Raw genomic sequence first — 13,837 nt, 5'->3', positions numbered from 1 at the left:
CACCGGCGCGACAGTGCCCGACGGGCCGCAGCGCGGTTTCGCCAAGACGTGTAGGTTGCCTCCCGCAACCACCTTAGGGGACATGACCAACCCATGATCGACACCAAGATCGGCACCGGCGCCGAAGCCGTGCCAGGCCAGCATATCCAGGTGCACTACACCGGCTGGCTGTTCGACGAGAGCGCGCCGGAGAACAAGGGTGCGAAGTTCGACAGCTCCCGCGACCGCGGCCAGCCCTTCGAATTCCAGCTTGGCGTCGGCCAGGTGATCGGCGGCTGGGACCAGGGCTTCGCCGGCATGAAGGTGGGCGGTGAACGCACGCTGATCATCCCGCCCGAGCTCGGCTATGGTGCGCGTGGCGCGGGTGGCGTGATCCCGCCCAATGCGACGCTGATCTTCGAGGTGGCGCTGCTCGGCGTGGGTTGAGGGAGTTTTCTTGAGCCCTCAGACGGCGGGCGGCCGGCATCCGCCGGCCTTGCCTTCGCGCCGTGCGCTGGCGCGTTGGGGCTGGATGGCGGTTTGGACGCGGTCGCGCTTCGCGCTCACGGCCTGATGCATCCACATCGGGCCGAAGGGCAGCCGAGCCGGTGCGCTGCATGAATCCTGACGCCGTATCGTCACCAGCCTTGCGAAGCCGGGGCGCCATCCCGACAATGGCGGGATGGCCGCTCCGCTCGCATTGACTGACACCGCCGACCCCTCCTTCGCGGAGCTTCTGGCGCTTCGCCCGCATCTGACCCTCCATGCGATGGACGGGCTGGTGATGGAAGATGTCCCCCTCGCCCGCATCGCGGCCGAGGTCGGCACCCCCGTCTGGGTTTACTCGGCCGGTGCGCTGCGCCGCCGCGCCCGGGCGCTGAAAGCCGCGCTGACCGATGCAGGGCTGACCGCCACCATCCATTTCGCGATGAAGTGCAACGACAACCTTTCGGTGCTGCGCGTGCTCGCCGCCGAAGGCCTCGGCGCCGATGTGGTCAGTGAGGGGGAGCTGCGCATCTCCCGCGCCGCCGGCATCCCTGCCTCGGGCATCGTGTTTTCGGGTGTCGGCAAGACGGCCGATGAGATCCGCCACGCGCTCGCCGAGGACATCTTCCAGATCAACGCCGAAAGCGTTGAGGAGATCGAGGTGATCTCCGCCATTGCCAGCGCGATGGGCCGCACCGCCCGCGTCGCCATTCGCGTGAACCCCGATGTCGACGCCAAGACCCACGCCAAGATCACCACCGGCAAGAGCGAGAACAAGTTCGGCGTCGCCATTGGCGACGCGATGGAGATCTACGCCCGCATGGCGACGATGCCGGGCATCGAGCCGATCGGCATCGCGACGCATATCGGCAGCCAGATCACCGCCGGCATGTCGGCCTATCGCGCCGCCTATGCGCGGCTCGCCGAGATGGTGAAGGCGCTGCGCCTGCAGGGCCTGCCGGTGCAGCGCGTCGATTGCGGCGGTGGCCTTGGCATTCCCTATCGCGACGAGCCGGCGCCCTCGCCTGAGGCGCTGGCCGGGGCGATCCGCGCCACGCTGGGCGAACTCGGCCTGCCGGTGATGATGGAACCCGGCCGCTGGATCGCCGGGCCGGCCGGGGTGCTGCTCGCTTCCGTCGTGTTGCAGAAGCAGGGGGCGGCGCATCGCTTCGTGGTGGTGGATGCGGCGATGAACGACCTGGTGCGGCCAGCCATGTACGAGGCGTGGCACGGCATCGTGCCCGTCTCCGGCGCGCGGGCCGTGGCACCGTTGTCGCCGGCGGAAGTGGTCGGGCCCGTCTGCGAGAGCGGCGACACCTTCGCTCGAGGGCGGCTTTTGCCGATGCTAGAGACTGGCGATGCGGTCGCCTTCCTCGATGCCGGCGCCTATGGGGCGGTGATGTCGTCCACCTACAACGCCCGGCCGCTGGCGGCCGAGGTGCTGGTCGACGGGGCCCGCTTCGCAGTGGTTCGGCAACGACAGACGCATGACGCACTGCTGCATGGGCAGCATGTGCCGGCGTGGCTCGGGACGTGAACGCGACGGTGGCATTGGAGGGGCGCCGCCCCTCCAAACCACCCCGCCAAAGGCCTAAGGGCCTCTGGACACCTCGACTTGGCGTTGGGCATGGCGGGCAGCGCCGACCGCGCAACATGACCCTGGCACGATTGGCGGCATTGTGCAGGCGAGCGCCTATCGGCACCATTCCCGCCTGCCATGCCCGGCACCAGGTATTGGTTTCCAAAGGCCTCCCGGCCTTTGGTGGGGTGGTTTGGAGGGGCAAAGCCCCTCCATCGGCCGCCATTCCCAGCCAAACCCCCTCCCGGTTCCATCGGAGCCGCACCCGATGACCCAGCTCACCCGCCGCACCCGCCTTGCCCGCCTGGTCCTGTGGTGGGAGGCCGCCTGGCCCGCCCTCTGGCCGCCGCTCGGCGTGATCGGCGTGTTCCTACTGGTGGCGCTGTCCGGCCTGCCCCTGCTGTTGCCGGCGGCGCTGCATGCGCTGCTACTGCTGGGCTTTGCCGGGGCACTCTGCTGGGCCGGATGGCGGGCTGGCCGGATGCTGAGGCTGCCCGGTGCGGCGGCGGCGGAACGGCGGCTGGAGCAGGATTCCGGCCTCAGCCATCGCCCTATCGCGACGCTGGGCGACCGTCCGACCGGTGACGATCCGGTGGCGCTCGCGCTGTGGGAAGCGCATCGGCGCCGGGCGGCGGCGCGGCTGGCCTCGCTGCGTGTCATGCCGCCCAAGCCGGGGCTGGCACGGCGCGACCGGCTGGCGCTGCGCGGCGGGCTTGTGGTGGCGCTCGGCGCGGCCGTCGTGATCGCCGGGCCGGAGGCGCCGGAACGCCTGCGTCGTGCCCTGCTGCCGCAATTCGCCGGCGCCGCCCTGCCGGGCACGACTGCCGTGCGGCTGGAGGCCTGGATCACGCCGCCCGCCTATACCGGGGCCGCGCCGGTCTTTCTCGACGCCGCGGGTGGGGCCGTCACGGTGCCGGCGGGCAGCCGGCTGCAGGTTGCCGTCTCCGGCGGCGCGGGCGGCGTGCCTGACCTGGTGCTGGATGGCACGGCGACGCCGTTCCGCACGCTCGACCGGGCCTCCTACGCCGCGGAGACCGTGCTCGATACCGGAGCCAGCCTCGCGGTGCGGCGTGGTGGAGCGCAGATCGCGCAATGGACGTTGACGGTTCGCGCCGATGCACCACCCGTCGCGACATGGGACCAGGCCCCGGCGCGCGCGGCGCGTGGCTTGGCGATCCGCCTGCCCTGGCGAGCGGAGGATGATTGGGGGCTCGCCTCCTTGCGGGTGGAATTGCGGCTGAAGCAGCGGCCCGACGCCGAACCGGTCGTGGTCGACCTGCCGCTGCCCGCCAGCCGCCCGCGCAGCGCGCATGGCGTCGGGCAACCTGACCTCTCGGCGCACCCCTGGGCCGGGTTGGAGGTCGAGGCGCGGCTCGTCGCGCGTGACCATGCCGGGCAGGAAGGCCGCAGCGACGGCGCCTTCCTGGAATTGCCGGAGCGTTCCTTCACGCATCCGGTGTCCCGGCAGCTGATCGCGCTGCGCAAGGCGCTCTCGGTCGACCCGTCGGGCCGTGAGCCGGCGCGGCAGGAACTCGACCGCATCGCCGCCACGCCCGAGGCGTTCGAGCAGGATGCCGGCACCTATCTCGCGCTGCGCAGTGCGCGTCACCGGCTGTTGCGCGACCAGCGCCCGGCCGCGATCGGCGAGGTGCAGCAAACCTTGTGGGACATCGCCCTGGCGCTGGAGGAAGGCCGCACCGACCGCACCGCGCGTGCCCTCGCCGCCGCCCAGGAAGCGCTGCGCGAGGCGCTGGCGGAGGCGCGGCGCAACCCCGACCAAAACACGCCCGAACAGCGCGCCGAACTCGAACGCCGCATCCAGGAACTGCGCGAGGCGATCCGCCAGCATCTCGAGGCACTGGCCGAACGGCTGCAGCGCGAGAATGCCGAGGCGCTGCCCTATGACCCGCAGCAGCGGCTGATGGACCAGCGTGAGCTCGACCGTCGCACCCAGCGCATGCAGGAAGCCGCCCGTCAGGGCCGCACCGAGGATGCCCAGCGCGAGCTCGCGGAACTCGAACAGATGCTCCGCGCGCTGGAGGAAGGCCGCAACATGCGCGCCGAGGACCGCCAACGGCAGCAGCAGCGCCAGCGCGGCCAGCAGCAGATGGGCGTGGTGCAGGACATGGTGCAGCGTCAGGCGGGGATGCTCGACCGCGGCCAGCAGCGGGCCGGGGAGACCGCGCGTGAGCGGGCGCAGCAGCCTCGCCAGCCGCAGAGCTTCACCTGGCCGCCCCGGCCGCCGACGGCGCCGCAAGCCGCGCAGCCGAGCCCGCAGCAGCAGGCCGAAAGCCAGCAGGATGCGCGGGTGCAGCGGGCGCTGCGCCGTGCGCTGGGCGAGCTGATGCAGCAATTCGGCGACCTGACGGGCGATGTGCCGCAGGCGCTGGGCGAGGCGGACCGCGCCATGCGCGATGCCGCCGAGGCGTTGCGCGACGGCCGCGACGCGCGCGAGGACCAGCAGCGCGCCATTCGCGCCCTGTCCGAGGGCGGCCGCCAGATGGCGCAGCAGATGCAGCGCCAGTTCGGCCAACCCCAGCCGGGCGAGGGCGAGGAGGATGGCGAAGGCGAGGGCATGGCTGGCGACCAGCAGGACGGCCAGGGCCAGGGACAGGCGCAGGAACAGGGACCGGGGCGCGACCCGCTCGGGCGCCACACGCGGGAGCAGACGGGCGGGCAGGACAATGCCTCCGACACCCATGTGCCGGATGAGGCGGAATTGCTGAAGACCCGCCGGATCCAGGAGGAGCTGCGCCGGCGCGGCGCCGAGCGGGAACGGCCGCCGGCGGAGCTGGACTACATCGACCGGCTGTTGCGGCAGTTCTGAGCGGTGGGGGTCAAGGTTGGAACGGCGGTGCCCGGCGGATTTCCCGGCGGCACTGGCGGCGGCGAGCGGCGCGTCGCCATCCGGCGGGGCGAAGCTGCCGCCGCCGCGACCGCCTCAGCCGCGCCGCCGCCACCGTGCGCCAAGAAACCCCCCGAGCACCGCCCCGACGATCCCGCCCGCCGGCCCCATGAAGAAGATCGCCCCCATGGCGAAGCCGCCTTCCGCCTGGCTTACATGCGCCATTTCGCCGTAGGTCAGCACCGCCGCGCTGGTGCCCACCCATCCCAGGATGAAGCCGAGCAGGACGCCGAGGACGATCCGCATCACGCGCCCCCGCCGAAGGGCGGCTTCAGCCACAGCGCATCCTTGACCTTGCCGGCGACGAAGGCGGCGTGGGCTTCGGCCCGCGCCGGCGGCACGGCGATTGGCCGTGATGTCCATTCCACCGGTTCCACCGTTGCCAGCGCAGCGCCGCCGCCGCCGCCCTGCGAGGCGGCGAGTTCGAGCCCCGGCTGCTTGCCGCCCATCAACTCCAGATAGACCTGCGCCAACAGCCGGCAGTCGAGGATGGCGTTGTGCGAGGACCGCATCGAATTGTCGACGCCGAGGCGCCGGCACAGCGCGTCCAGGCTGTTTGGCATGCCCGGATAGCGTTCCTTGGCCAGCATCAGGCTGTCGATCATCCGGGCCCGGTTGAGCTTCGGCAAACCGGCGCGCAGCAATTCGGCATCGAGGAAGCCGAAGTCGAAGGGTGCGTTATGCGCGACGATCGGCGCATCGCCGAGGAAGTCGAGCATCTCGGCCGCGATCTCGGCGAATTTCGGTTTGCCGGCCAGGTCGCCATTGGTGAAGCCGTGGATGCGCGAGGCCTCGGCCGGGATGTCGCGCTCGGGGTCGATCAGGCGATGGAAGCCGATGCCGGTCGGCAGCAGGTTCACCAATTCCACTGCGGCGACCTCGATGATGCGGTCGCCGGTGAGGGGGTCGAGACCAGTGGTCTCGGTGTCCAAGATGATCTGGCGCATGGCGTCCGATATACGCGCCTACCGTGTCAGTGTCCGCACCAGACGCAGGATCGCCGCCTGGGCGAAACGCCGGCTGAGGCCGGTCGGCACCACATGGTCGGCGCGGCGGCGTTTCTCGGCATCGGGCATCTGCCGCGCGCGGATGGAAGCGAGGCGCTCGGTCGTCATGCCCGGCCGGCGCAGCACGCGGACCGCCTGCACCGCGGCCGGCGCCGAGACCACGACGACGCGATCCACCCGCTTCTCCCCACCCGTTTCCAGCAGCAGCGGCACGTCGAGCACCACGAGCCGCCGGCCGTCTCGCCGGGCGCGGGCGAGGAAGCGCCGCTCCTCGTCGCGCACCAGCGGATGGACGATGCGTTCGAGCCGCTTCAACGCAGCCGGATTGCCCAGCACGGCGCGGCGCAGCGCCTCGCGGTTCACCCGGCCATCGATGGTGCAACCGGGGAAGGCGGCGGCGATCGGTGCCACCGCCCGGCCGCCGCGCGCCTGCAGACGATGCACCGCCGCATCGGCGTCGAACACCGGCACGCCGAGGCGGCGGAAGGTGGTGGTGGCGGTGGATTTGCCCATGCCGATGCTGCCGGTCAGGCCGATGACGATCATCGCGGCGGGATATCCGCCGCGACCACCTGGCGCAGCGCCGCGTCCACTATCGGGGCGGTGCCGAACCAGGCCTCGAAGCCCGGCCGTGCCTGGTGCAGCAGCATCCCCAGCCCGTCCACCGCGCGCAGGCCGCGGGCCCGCGCCGCCGCCAGCAGCGGGGTTTCCAGCGGCACATAGACGATGTCCGCCACCACGGCCGCTGTCGGCAGGGGCGCGAGGTCTATCGCCAGCGGCGGGTGGCCCTGCATGCCGAGCGAGGTGGTGTTCACCAGCAGCGTCGCCTCGGCCAAGGGCGGCATCTCGGCGACTGCGATCGGGCCGCCGAGGTCGCGCGCCAGCGCCTCGGCCCGCGCGCGGGATCGGTTGACCAGCGTCACGCACGGGCAGCCGGCATCGAGCAGCGCCGCCGCGATGGCCCGTGCCGCGCCCCCCGCGCCGAGCAGCACCGCCGGACCCGACGAAGGCTGCCAGCCGGGCGCCCGGTCGCGCACGTTTTCAATGAAGCCGAAGCCGTCGGTGTTTGAACCCTCGATCCGTCCGTCGCGGAACACCAGCGTGTTCACCGCCCCGGCCCGCTGCGCGGTGGCGTCAACCACGTCGCACACCGCGAAGGCAGCTACCTTGTGCGGGATGGTGACGTTGGCGCCACGGAAACCGAGGCCGGCCAGCGCCCGTACCGCCGCGGCAAAGCCGTCCGGATGCACCGGCAGCGGCAGATAGGCGCCGTCGATGTCCAGCGTCTCCAGCCAATGGCCATGCAGGCGCGGGGAGCGGGAGTGGGAAACGGGCCAGCCGAGGACGCCGGCGAGACGAGCATGTCCGGAAAGCAATCGCATCGGTGCAGCAAGCCTCGTCATCGTGGCATCCGCAAGGCCTGGGGGGCGTAGATTGGAGAGGCGCTGCCCCTCCAGGCCACCCCGCCAAAGGCCTGAGGGCCTCTGGACACCTTGAATTGGTGCGGGGCGAGGCGGTCTTGCGAAGACGGCAAAGCCGTGTCGGGCGGAGCGCCCGGGAATCTGCCGGGTATTGGGCGAGGCGGACATGCTGCTTCCGCGACAATGCTGCCTGCCCAACGCCCAGTACTGGTGTCCAGAGGCCCTTAGGCCTTTGTTGGGGGAGATCCGGAGGGGGCAAAGCCCACTCAGGTTCCGCCGCGCGGCAGCACCATCCTTGCGCATCCGGGGCGAATACCTACCGGTTCCGCCAAGCACTCACCCGAATTTCAGTGTCGGCACCCCATCCTGCGGCCGCACCCAATAGGTGTAGCGATAGGCCTCGCGTAGCCCGAGCGTGGTGTTGAGCGCGAGCGACGCCGTATTGGTCATCGCCACCTGGCAGAACATCCATTCGGCGCCTTGGTGCCGCGCCCAGTCGGCGGCGGCGCGCACCGCGCGGGCGGCGAGACCGCGCCGGCGGAATTCCGGCCGCACCGCCAGGTCGAAATACCCCGCCACCGACCCCGTCACGACAACCGAGGCGACCGCCGCCGTGGTGCCATCCTCACGCAGGGTGATCCAGGCACCCGGTGTGGTCAGCAGCGGCGGCGTGCCTTCCTTTTCCTGGCGGCGCCTGAGGCTTTGGTGCTCGGCGGTCGCGGTCACGGCCATCCAGTCGGCATCGGGGGCCGGGTGCGCCTCGGCCGCCGGGTCCGCGGCGGCGATCGACGCGATGGGGGCGAGCAGGATCGCCGTCTCATCCTTCGGCTCATAGCCGCGCGCCACCAGCAGGTCGGCCAGCCCGGGCGGGTCGAGAGGCGTCGAGCGGAAGCGTACCGGCAGGCCCATCGCACCATAGCGCGCCTCGATCCGCTCGATCCGGGCCGGCAAATCGGGGTCGGGCGAGGGGTCGAGCGAGGAGGCTGCATTGGCCCGTCCGGTGCCGCCGGCAAAAGCCCGCACAACGAAGGGGCCGTCGAAGCCGGTGCGCGGTGCCGGCACGGTGGTCAGCGTCGCGCGCTCAAGCGCCAAAATAGTGGGTGGGGTCATCGCTGCAGGCCGAGCCGGCCGATCAGCATTTCCTCCATCCGGGCGGATTCCGCCAGGAATGCGCCATAGGCGGCGCCGTCGCGATAATCCTCGGTCATGTCCTGCCGGTCGAGCAAGCTGCGGAAATCATCGGTACGGATGGTCGCCAGCACTGCGTCATGAATGGTGGTGGCGATCTCGGACGGCAGGGCTGGCGGGCCGACGATGCCGAAGGGCGTCGTCACCACGAGCCGGTAGCCGAGGTCGCGCAGCGTCGGCACATCCGGCCAGCGCTGCAGCCGCTCGGCGCTCCAGACATTCAGCCAGACGGCCTCGCCGGCGGTCACCGCCTCGCCGATCCGGATCGGGCCGGCCAGCACATCGACATCGCCGGCGGTGAGCGCGCGAGCGCCATGCATGGCGCCGCGGAACGGCACGTGCACCACCTGGACCCGTTCGCGCAGCAGCAGCCGCGCCATGGTCAGGTGGGCGGTCGAATTCAGCCCGGAGGAGCCATAGGACAGCGTGCCGGGCTTTTCGCGCGCTTCACGGATGAAGCCGGCCCAGCCATCGGGGAAGCGGTCGGTCTTGGCGATGCAGCCATAGGCGCTGCCGGCGACGCCGATGATCGGCGTGGTGTCGCGCGTCGCGTCGAAGGCGAGGTTGTCGAGCAGCGCCGAACGGATGACCTGCACCGGCAGTTGCGCCAGCAGCAGCCCATCGGGTGGCGCCGTGGCCAGCGCGGCGATGGCTCGCATGCCCGACCGGCCAGGCTTGTTGTGGATGCCGACCGGCTGGCCGAGATGGTGGGAGATGCCCGCTGCCACCGCGCGCATCACGTCATCATTGGTGCCGCCCTCCGCGAAGGGGACGATGATGGTCATCGGGCCGGCCGGTGCCCATGCGGCACGGCCAAGCCTCGCGGTCATCGGCAGAGCAAGGGCGCCTGCCAGCATGGCGCGGCGCGCGATCCCCGGCATGTTGGCAGCAGTCTCCCAACGCGACATCGAAGGGACACTCTGCGCCATCACGGTTCAGTGCGCCAGCGTCCAGAGCGACGCCGACAAGGCGCCTTGCGTCGCGGCGGCAGGGCGGGCAGAGGGGTGGCCATGCTTCGTTCCGTCCTTACCGTTGGCGGCTGGACCATGGCCAGCCGTGTCCTGGGCTTTGCTCGCGACATGCTGGTCGCCTCGAGGCTGGGGGCCGGGCCGGTGGCCGACGCCTTCTTCGTAGCACTGAAGCTGCCCAACCTGTTCCGTCGCCTGTTCGGCGAAGGCGCCTTCAACGCCGCCTTCGTACCGAGCTTCGCCGGCACGCTGGTGAGGGATAGCCGCGCCGCGGCGCAGGAGCTGGCCGAGCGGATGGGCGCCTTGCTGGGGCTTTGGCTCGGCATGCTGACGGTGCTCGGGCTGATCTTCATGCCGCAGGTGCTGACGGTGCTGGCGCCCGGCTTCCGGGCCGACCCGGCGAAATTCGCCCTGGCCGTGGACCTGACCCGCATTACCATGGGCTACCTGCCGCTGATCTGCCTGACGGCGCTGGTCTCGGGCGTGCTGAACGGGCTGGATCGCTTCGCGGCGGCGGCGGCGGCGCCGGTCTTCTTCAACCTGCTGCTGATGGCGGCGCTGGTTAGCCTCGGCCCCTATGTCGCGACGCCGGGCCACGCGCTGGCCTGGGGCGTGCTGGCCTCGGGTTTCGTGCAGTTGGCGATGGTCTGGATGGCGGCGCGGCAGGCGGGGATGGCGCTGAACCTGTTCCGTGCCCCCGCGCTGACCCCCCCGGTGATGCAGGTGTTGCGGCGGATGGCGCCGGGGCTGCTCGGCGCCGGCGTCACGCAGATCAACCTGGCGGTGGATGTGATCATCGCGTCCCTGCTGCCGTCGGGTGCCGTCTCCTACCTGTATTACGCGGACCGGGTGGCGCAGCTGCCGCTGGGCGTGGTCGGGGCGGCGCTCGGGACGGCGATGCTGCCAGTGCTGTCGCGGCAATTGCGCGCCGGGCAGAGCCTGTCAGCGCATCGGTCGATGAACCGGGGCACCGAGTTGGCATTGCTGCTGACCCTGCCTTCGGCCGTGGGGCTGGCGGCGGCAGCCGGGCCGATCGTCGCCGCGCTGTTCCAGCGCGGTGCCTTCAGCGCCGAGGCGGCGGCGGCGAGTTCGGCCGCCCTGGTCGCCTACGCCTTCGGCCTGCCGGCCTTCGTGCTGGTGAAGGTCTTCGCGCCGGGCTTCTTCGCGCGGGGAGACACCGCGACGCCGGTCAAGATCGGGCTGGTGGCGGTGGCGCTGAACTTGGCGCTGAACCTGCTGTTCATGCCGTGGCTGGCGCATGTCGGCGTCGCGCTCGCGACGGCCTGCGCAGCTTGGGTCAATGCCGGGATGTTGGCCTGGATGCTGATGCGGCGGCGGCATTTCGTGGTCGATCGCCGGGCGCGCCGGGTGGTGCCGCGCATTCTGGCGGCGAGCCTGGCAATGGGGGCGGTGGTCGCCGGGCTGGCATGGCTGCTGCCGCCCGCGCAGGGCTCGGCCGGGCGCATGGTGCGGGCGGCGTTGCTGATCGGCGCCGGGGCGGCGGCCTATCTGGCGTCGGGCGTGGCGACGCGAGCCTTCAGTCCCCGCGAGGTGCTCGGCATGTTGCGCCGGCGCGGCCGCGGCAGGGTTGTACCGCCGGGTTAGGCCGTTTTCCGATTGGGGCAGCACCAGGCCGCAGCCCCCAACCCGCCACCCACCGTGGATATGGTCCTTGGGTCGCCGGGTGGAGGCACCGGCCGGTGTCGACGCAACGTGAGCGGAAGATGCTCTGGCGTGTACCCGGCGTAATGGACATCGCCGGCGTGATTCCATCGACAGGCCAATGTACCAATTTATGATACAATAGCTGTATATAAAGCCTTATTATGTTTTAAGAGATTGTCAAGCTGACGGCTCGTTGAGCCCGGTTCGCGCTGTGAGGCAAGGTTTGCGGGCTAAGAGGCCGGGAGCGGCACAAATCATCATTGGGAATTCATGAAAAAGTGGTTAATTATCATCTAAATCTTGCGAATCTTCACCTTAATTCGTACTCATGACGAAACCGAGAGCGTGAACCATCGCGCCGCTCGGTGAAGAAGGTCCGCACCTTGATCCGAGTCGCGCCGCATCTGATCGGAACTGTCGTGAGGGGCCCTGGCCTCACCCGCACACCGGCGGTCGGGCGCGGCGCTGGGCATGTGCCGCGCGCAAGACTGTCGGCGCGAGCAGCCCGGTCGAGCGGCGCGATGTTCATGCTGATACCGGCGGGCGCGGCCACGACACCCTGCCAAGCCCATGCCAGCCATCGCGATGGGTCGGCGCCGGAGACGAGGCCGGCCGCCGTCGGCGGCGCCGCGACCTCACTCGCCATGGCGCGGCCGCGCGCCGCGCGGGCCACCCGCCCGGCGACGCGTCGTCCCGCCGCGCGCAAGCCGGCCGCCAAGGGCGGCGCAGGGCGATCAACCGCGGCCGCCGCCCCGGTCGCATCCATTTCCGTGACCTTGAGATTCTTGAACCGGCACGCTGATTGGCTTCAGCGCGCCGGCATCGTTGCGTCCTGCCCCTACGAACCCACCAACAACAGGAACTTCACATGCCTACTCAATCCGTGACGCTCAACAGCATCTCGCCCAATCCCGTGCTGCAGCCGGGCGGCACCGCCACGGTCACCTTCTCGCTGACGGGCAACTACACCGGCACGATCAACCTGTATGCGACGCCGGTTGGCGGGGGCACGCCGGTGCTCGTCGGGTCGACGACCGCCAGCCAGACCAGCGGCAATCACACCTACACCCAGGCCGTCACCCTCAACACCGCCGCGCTCGACCCGAACGTGGACTACAATTTCGTGGCGCGGGATTCGAGCGGCACCCCGACCAGCAACTCCATCCTCGTTGACGTCAACTCCATCCCCGTCGGCGTCAATGCCTGCTTCGCGGCCGGCACGAAGGTCGCCACCGCGCGCGGTGAAGTCGCCGTCGAGGATCTGCGCGTCGGTGACCTAGTGGTGACGCCGCATTCCGGCGCGCCGTTGCAGCCGGTGATCTGGCTTGGCCACAGCCGCGTCAATGTCGCCCGGCATCCGGCCCCCGCGAAAGTCGCGCCGGTGCTGATCAAGGCCGGCGCCCTCGCCGATGGCGTGCCGTTCCGGGACCTGCGCGTCTCGCCTGACCACGCGATGTTCCTCGACGGCCACTTGGTGCCGGCGAAGCTGCTGGTGAACGACAGCACCATCGTGCAGGAGGCCTGGTGCCCGGAGGTGACCTACTGGCATGTCGAGCTGCCGTCGCATGGCCTGCTGGTGGCCGAAGGCGCGGTGTCGGAAAGCTATTTCGACGACGGCAACCGCAAGAACTTCGACAACTACGGCGTCGCGACACTGTTCAAGGACTTCGCGAGCGAGCGCACCAACGGCCGCTACGCGACGAACGCCTGCTACCCGCTGATGCAGCATGGTGGGGGCCTCGACCGTATCCGCGCGCGTATCTCTGCGCGCATTGATGCGGTCATCGAAGCGGTGCAGCGCGTCGCCTGACGATCCAGCGGAGGCGACGGGCTCCAGCAACGGGCCCGTCCTTCCCGTCCTGGATGCGAGGCATTGGTTGCGGCGGTTCCGCCCAGCCCCGTTGACGACAGCGGTTCTCGCTCGCCTGTGCTCGCGAAGGCCGTTCTATTTCCTTGTTTTCGCGAGCATCTTCACGCGCCTGACTGATTCCAGTCGGGCGCGAACTGGACTATGAACCGGTGTTCTGGCTGCGCAGTTCGCGCGCACGGGCGAGGACGCGATCCTCGAGTTCCGCCGCCGTCGCCGGCGTCACCAGCGCGTCGGTCCAGTTGTTGCCCTGCCGCACCTGGCGGAACACCGAGACGCGCACACCATCCGAGCGAAGTTGGCGGCCCATCACATAGGCGGTCGCCTTGAAGCGTTCTGCGGTCGCGCCGGGCGGTGAATACCAGTCGGTGATGATCACGCCACCGAAGGGGTCGGCCGAGGCCAGGGGCATGAAGGACAGCGTGTCGAGCGTGGCGCGCCACAGATAGGCGTTGACGCCGAGCCCGGCGCCGCCGCTCGGCGCACCGGCATCGGCAGCCGCCGAACTGTTTCGCGAGGTGCCGAACAGCACGACGCCGTCATCCTGGCCGGTGAGGCGGCCTCGGACGCGATCGCGGCCGGACTGGGAGGTGTACTCGTCCCGGCCGACATTGCGGACAGAGTCGGAATCGCTGCATGCGCCGAGCAGAGCGGCAACGCCAAGAGCGCAGAGCATGGCCGCGGAGCGGCATCGGGGGAAGGCGGCACGGGTCATGGGGGCGTGTTGTAGCGCCTGAACCATGGCGGTGAAAAGGCAGGCCTCATCGAAACA

The 13,837-nt window shown here is 70.4% G+C and carries 12 protein-coding genes; 5 read left to right on the top strand and 7 right to left on the bottom strand.

The features are described 5' to 3' along the window. The first annotated feature begins 93 nt into the window (after positions 1–93). The 3 genes from IEY36_RS17975 to IEY36_RS17965 all read left to right on the top strand — a co-directional run bounded on the left by IEY36_RS17975 (position 94) and on the right by IEY36_RS17965 (position 4,871). Entirely contained in the window at positions 94–426 is a 333-nt protein-coding gene (locus IEY36_RS17975) for an FKBP-type peptidyl-prolyl cis-trans isomerase (protein WP_188969221.1), read from the top strand. Between the two features lie 235 nt (positions 427–661). After that, entirely contained in the window at positions 662–2,002 is a 1,341-nt protein-coding gene (lysA, locus tag IEY36_RS17970; RefSeq protein ID WP_188969219.1) for a diaminopimelate decarboxylase, read from the top strand. Positions 2,003–2,312: 310 nt separating this feature from the next. After that, positions 2,313–4,871, top strand: a complete 2,559-nt coding sequence (locus tag IEY36_RS17965; RefSeq protein ID WP_188969217.1) for a TIGR02302 family protein — start codon at positions 2,313–2,315, stop codon at positions 4,869–4,871. A gap of 114 nt (positions 4,872–4,985) precedes the next feature. Here IEY36_RS17965 and IEY36_RS17960 read toward each other — a convergent pair whose 3' ends face one another. The 6 genes from IEY36_RS17960 to IEY36_RS17935 all read right to left on the bottom strand — a co-directional run bounded on the left by IEY36_RS17960 (position 4,986) and on the right by IEY36_RS17935 (position 9,446). Beyond that, on the bottom strand, positions 4,986–5,198 hold the full coding sequence (locus IEY36_RS17960; RefSeq protein ID WP_188969215.1) for a hypothetical protein: 213 nt from the start codon (positions 5,196–5,198) through the stop codon (positions 4,986–4,988). Then, the gene (dnaQ, locus tag IEY36_RS17955; RefSeq protein ID WP_188969213.1) at positions 5,195–5,896 is read right to left on the bottom strand and encodes a DNA polymerase III subunit epsilon; all 702 of its coding nucleotides are present in this window, start codon (positions 5,894–5,896) and stop codon (positions 5,195–5,197) included. Before dnaQ ends, IEY36_RS17960 begins: the two co-directional genes overlap by 4 nt. A gap of 18 nt (positions 5,897–5,914) precedes the next feature. Next, positions 5,915–6,502, bottom strand: a complete 588-nt coding sequence (coaE, locus tag IEY36_RS17950; protein WP_188969211.1) for a dephospho-CoA kinase — start codon at positions 6,500–6,502, stop codon at positions 5,915–5,917. After that, positions 6,499–7,338, bottom strand: coding sequence for a shikimate dehydrogenase (locus IEY36_RS17945; protein ID WP_188969209.1), 840 nt, complete (start codon positions 7,336–7,338; stop codon positions 6,499–6,501). The genes coaE and IEY36_RS17945 overlap by 4 nt, the downstream gene beginning before the upstream one ends. 375 nt (positions 7,339–7,713) lie before the next feature. Further along, the gene (locus tag IEY36_RS17940; protein ID WP_188969207.1) at positions 7,714–8,487 is read right to left on the bottom strand and encodes a GNAT family N-acetyltransferase; all 774 of its coding nucleotides are present in this window, start codon (positions 8,485–8,487) and stop codon (positions 7,714–7,716) included. After that, positions 8,484–9,446: a Bug family tripartite tricarboxylate transporter substrate binding protein gene (locus IEY36_RS17935; RefSeq protein WP_188969205.1), complete on the bottom strand. Its 963-nt coding sequence runs from the start codon at positions 9,444–9,446 to the stop codon at positions 8,484–8,486. Before IEY36_RS17935 ends, IEY36_RS17940 begins: the two co-directional genes overlap by 4 nt. 129 nt (positions 9,447–9,575) lie before the next feature. Between IEY36_RS17935 and murJ the strand changes: the two genes are divergently transcribed. Then, the gene (gene murJ / locus IEY36_RS17930) at positions 9,576–11,138 is read left to right on the top strand and encodes a murein biosynthesis integral membrane protein MurJ (RefSeq protein WP_188969203.1); all 1,563 of its coding nucleotides are present in this window, start codon (positions 9,576–9,578) and stop codon (positions 11,136–11,138) included. A gap of 928 nt (positions 11,139–12,066) precedes the next feature. Then, a complete protein-coding gene (locus IEY36_RS17925) occupies positions 12,067–13,008 on the top strand; it encodes a Hint domain-containing protein (protein ID WP_188969201.1) in 942 nt (313 codons plus the stop codon). Positions 13,009–13,207: 199 nt separating this feature from the next. On the opposite strand, the gene IEY36_RS17920 is transcribed toward IEY36_RS17925, so the two are convergent. Continuing rightward, positions 13,208–13,597, bottom strand: coding sequence for a DUF3576 domain-containing protein (locus IEY36_RS17920; protein ID WP_456307051.1), 390 nt, complete (start codon positions 13,595–13,597; stop codon positions 13,208–13,210). Between the last annotated feature and the right edge of the window lie 240 nt (positions 13,598–13,837).

Origin of the sequence: Neoroseomonas lacus (assembly GCF_014644535.1) — a bacterium.
GTDB classification, from domain to species: Bacteria; Pseudomonadota; Alphaproteobacteria; order Acetobacterales; family Acetobacteraceae; genus Neoroseomonas; species Neoroseomonas lacus.
Note: the sequence above shows the minus strand (reverse complement) of the source record. Positions and strands in the feature narration are given on the sequence as shown.

What these genes read in the sequence shown, in the direction of transcription:
- IEY36_RS17975 (WP_188969221.1), top strand. Translation starts at nt 94, where the DNA reads ATGATCGACACCAAGATCGGCACCGGCGCCGAAGCCGTGCCAGGCCAG.
- lysA (WP_188969219.1), top strand. Translation starts at nt 662, where the DNA reads ATGGCCGCTCCGCTCGCATTGACTGACACCGCCGACCCCTCCTTCGCG.
- IEY36_RS17965 (WP_188969217.1), top strand. Translation starts at nt 2,313, where the DNA reads ATGACCCAGCTCACCCGCCGCACCCGCCTTGCCCGCCTGGTCCTGTGG.
- dnaQ (WP_188969213.1), bottom strand. Translation starts at nt 5,896, where the DNA reads ATGCGCCAGATCATCTTGGACACCGAGACCACTGGTCTCGACCCCCTC.
- coaE (WP_188969211.1), bottom strand. Translation starts at nt 6,502, where the DNA reads ATGATCGTCATCGGCCTGACCGGCAGCATCGGCATGGGCAAATCCACC.
- IEY36_RS17945 (WP_188969209.1), bottom strand. Translation starts at nt 7,338, where the DNA reads ATGCGATTGCTTTCCGGACATGCTCGTCTCGCCGGCGTCCTCGGCTGG.
- IEY36_RS17940 (WP_188969207.1), bottom strand. Translation starts at nt 8,487, where the DNA reads ATGACCCCACCCACTATTTTGGCGCTTGAGCGCGCGACGCTGACCACC.
- IEY36_RS17935 (WP_188969205.1), bottom strand. Translation starts at nt 9,446, where the DNA reads ATGCCGGGGATCGCGCGCCGCGCCATGCTGGCAGGCGCCCTTGCTCTG.
- murJ (WP_188969203.1), top strand. Translation starts at nt 9,576, where the DNA reads ATGCTTCGTTCCGTCCTTACCGTTGGCGGCTGGACCATGGCCAGCCGT.
- IEY36_RS17925 (WP_188969201.1), top strand. Translation starts at nt 12,067, where the DNA reads ATGCCTACTCAATCCGTGACGCTCAACAGCATCTCGCCCAATCCCGTG.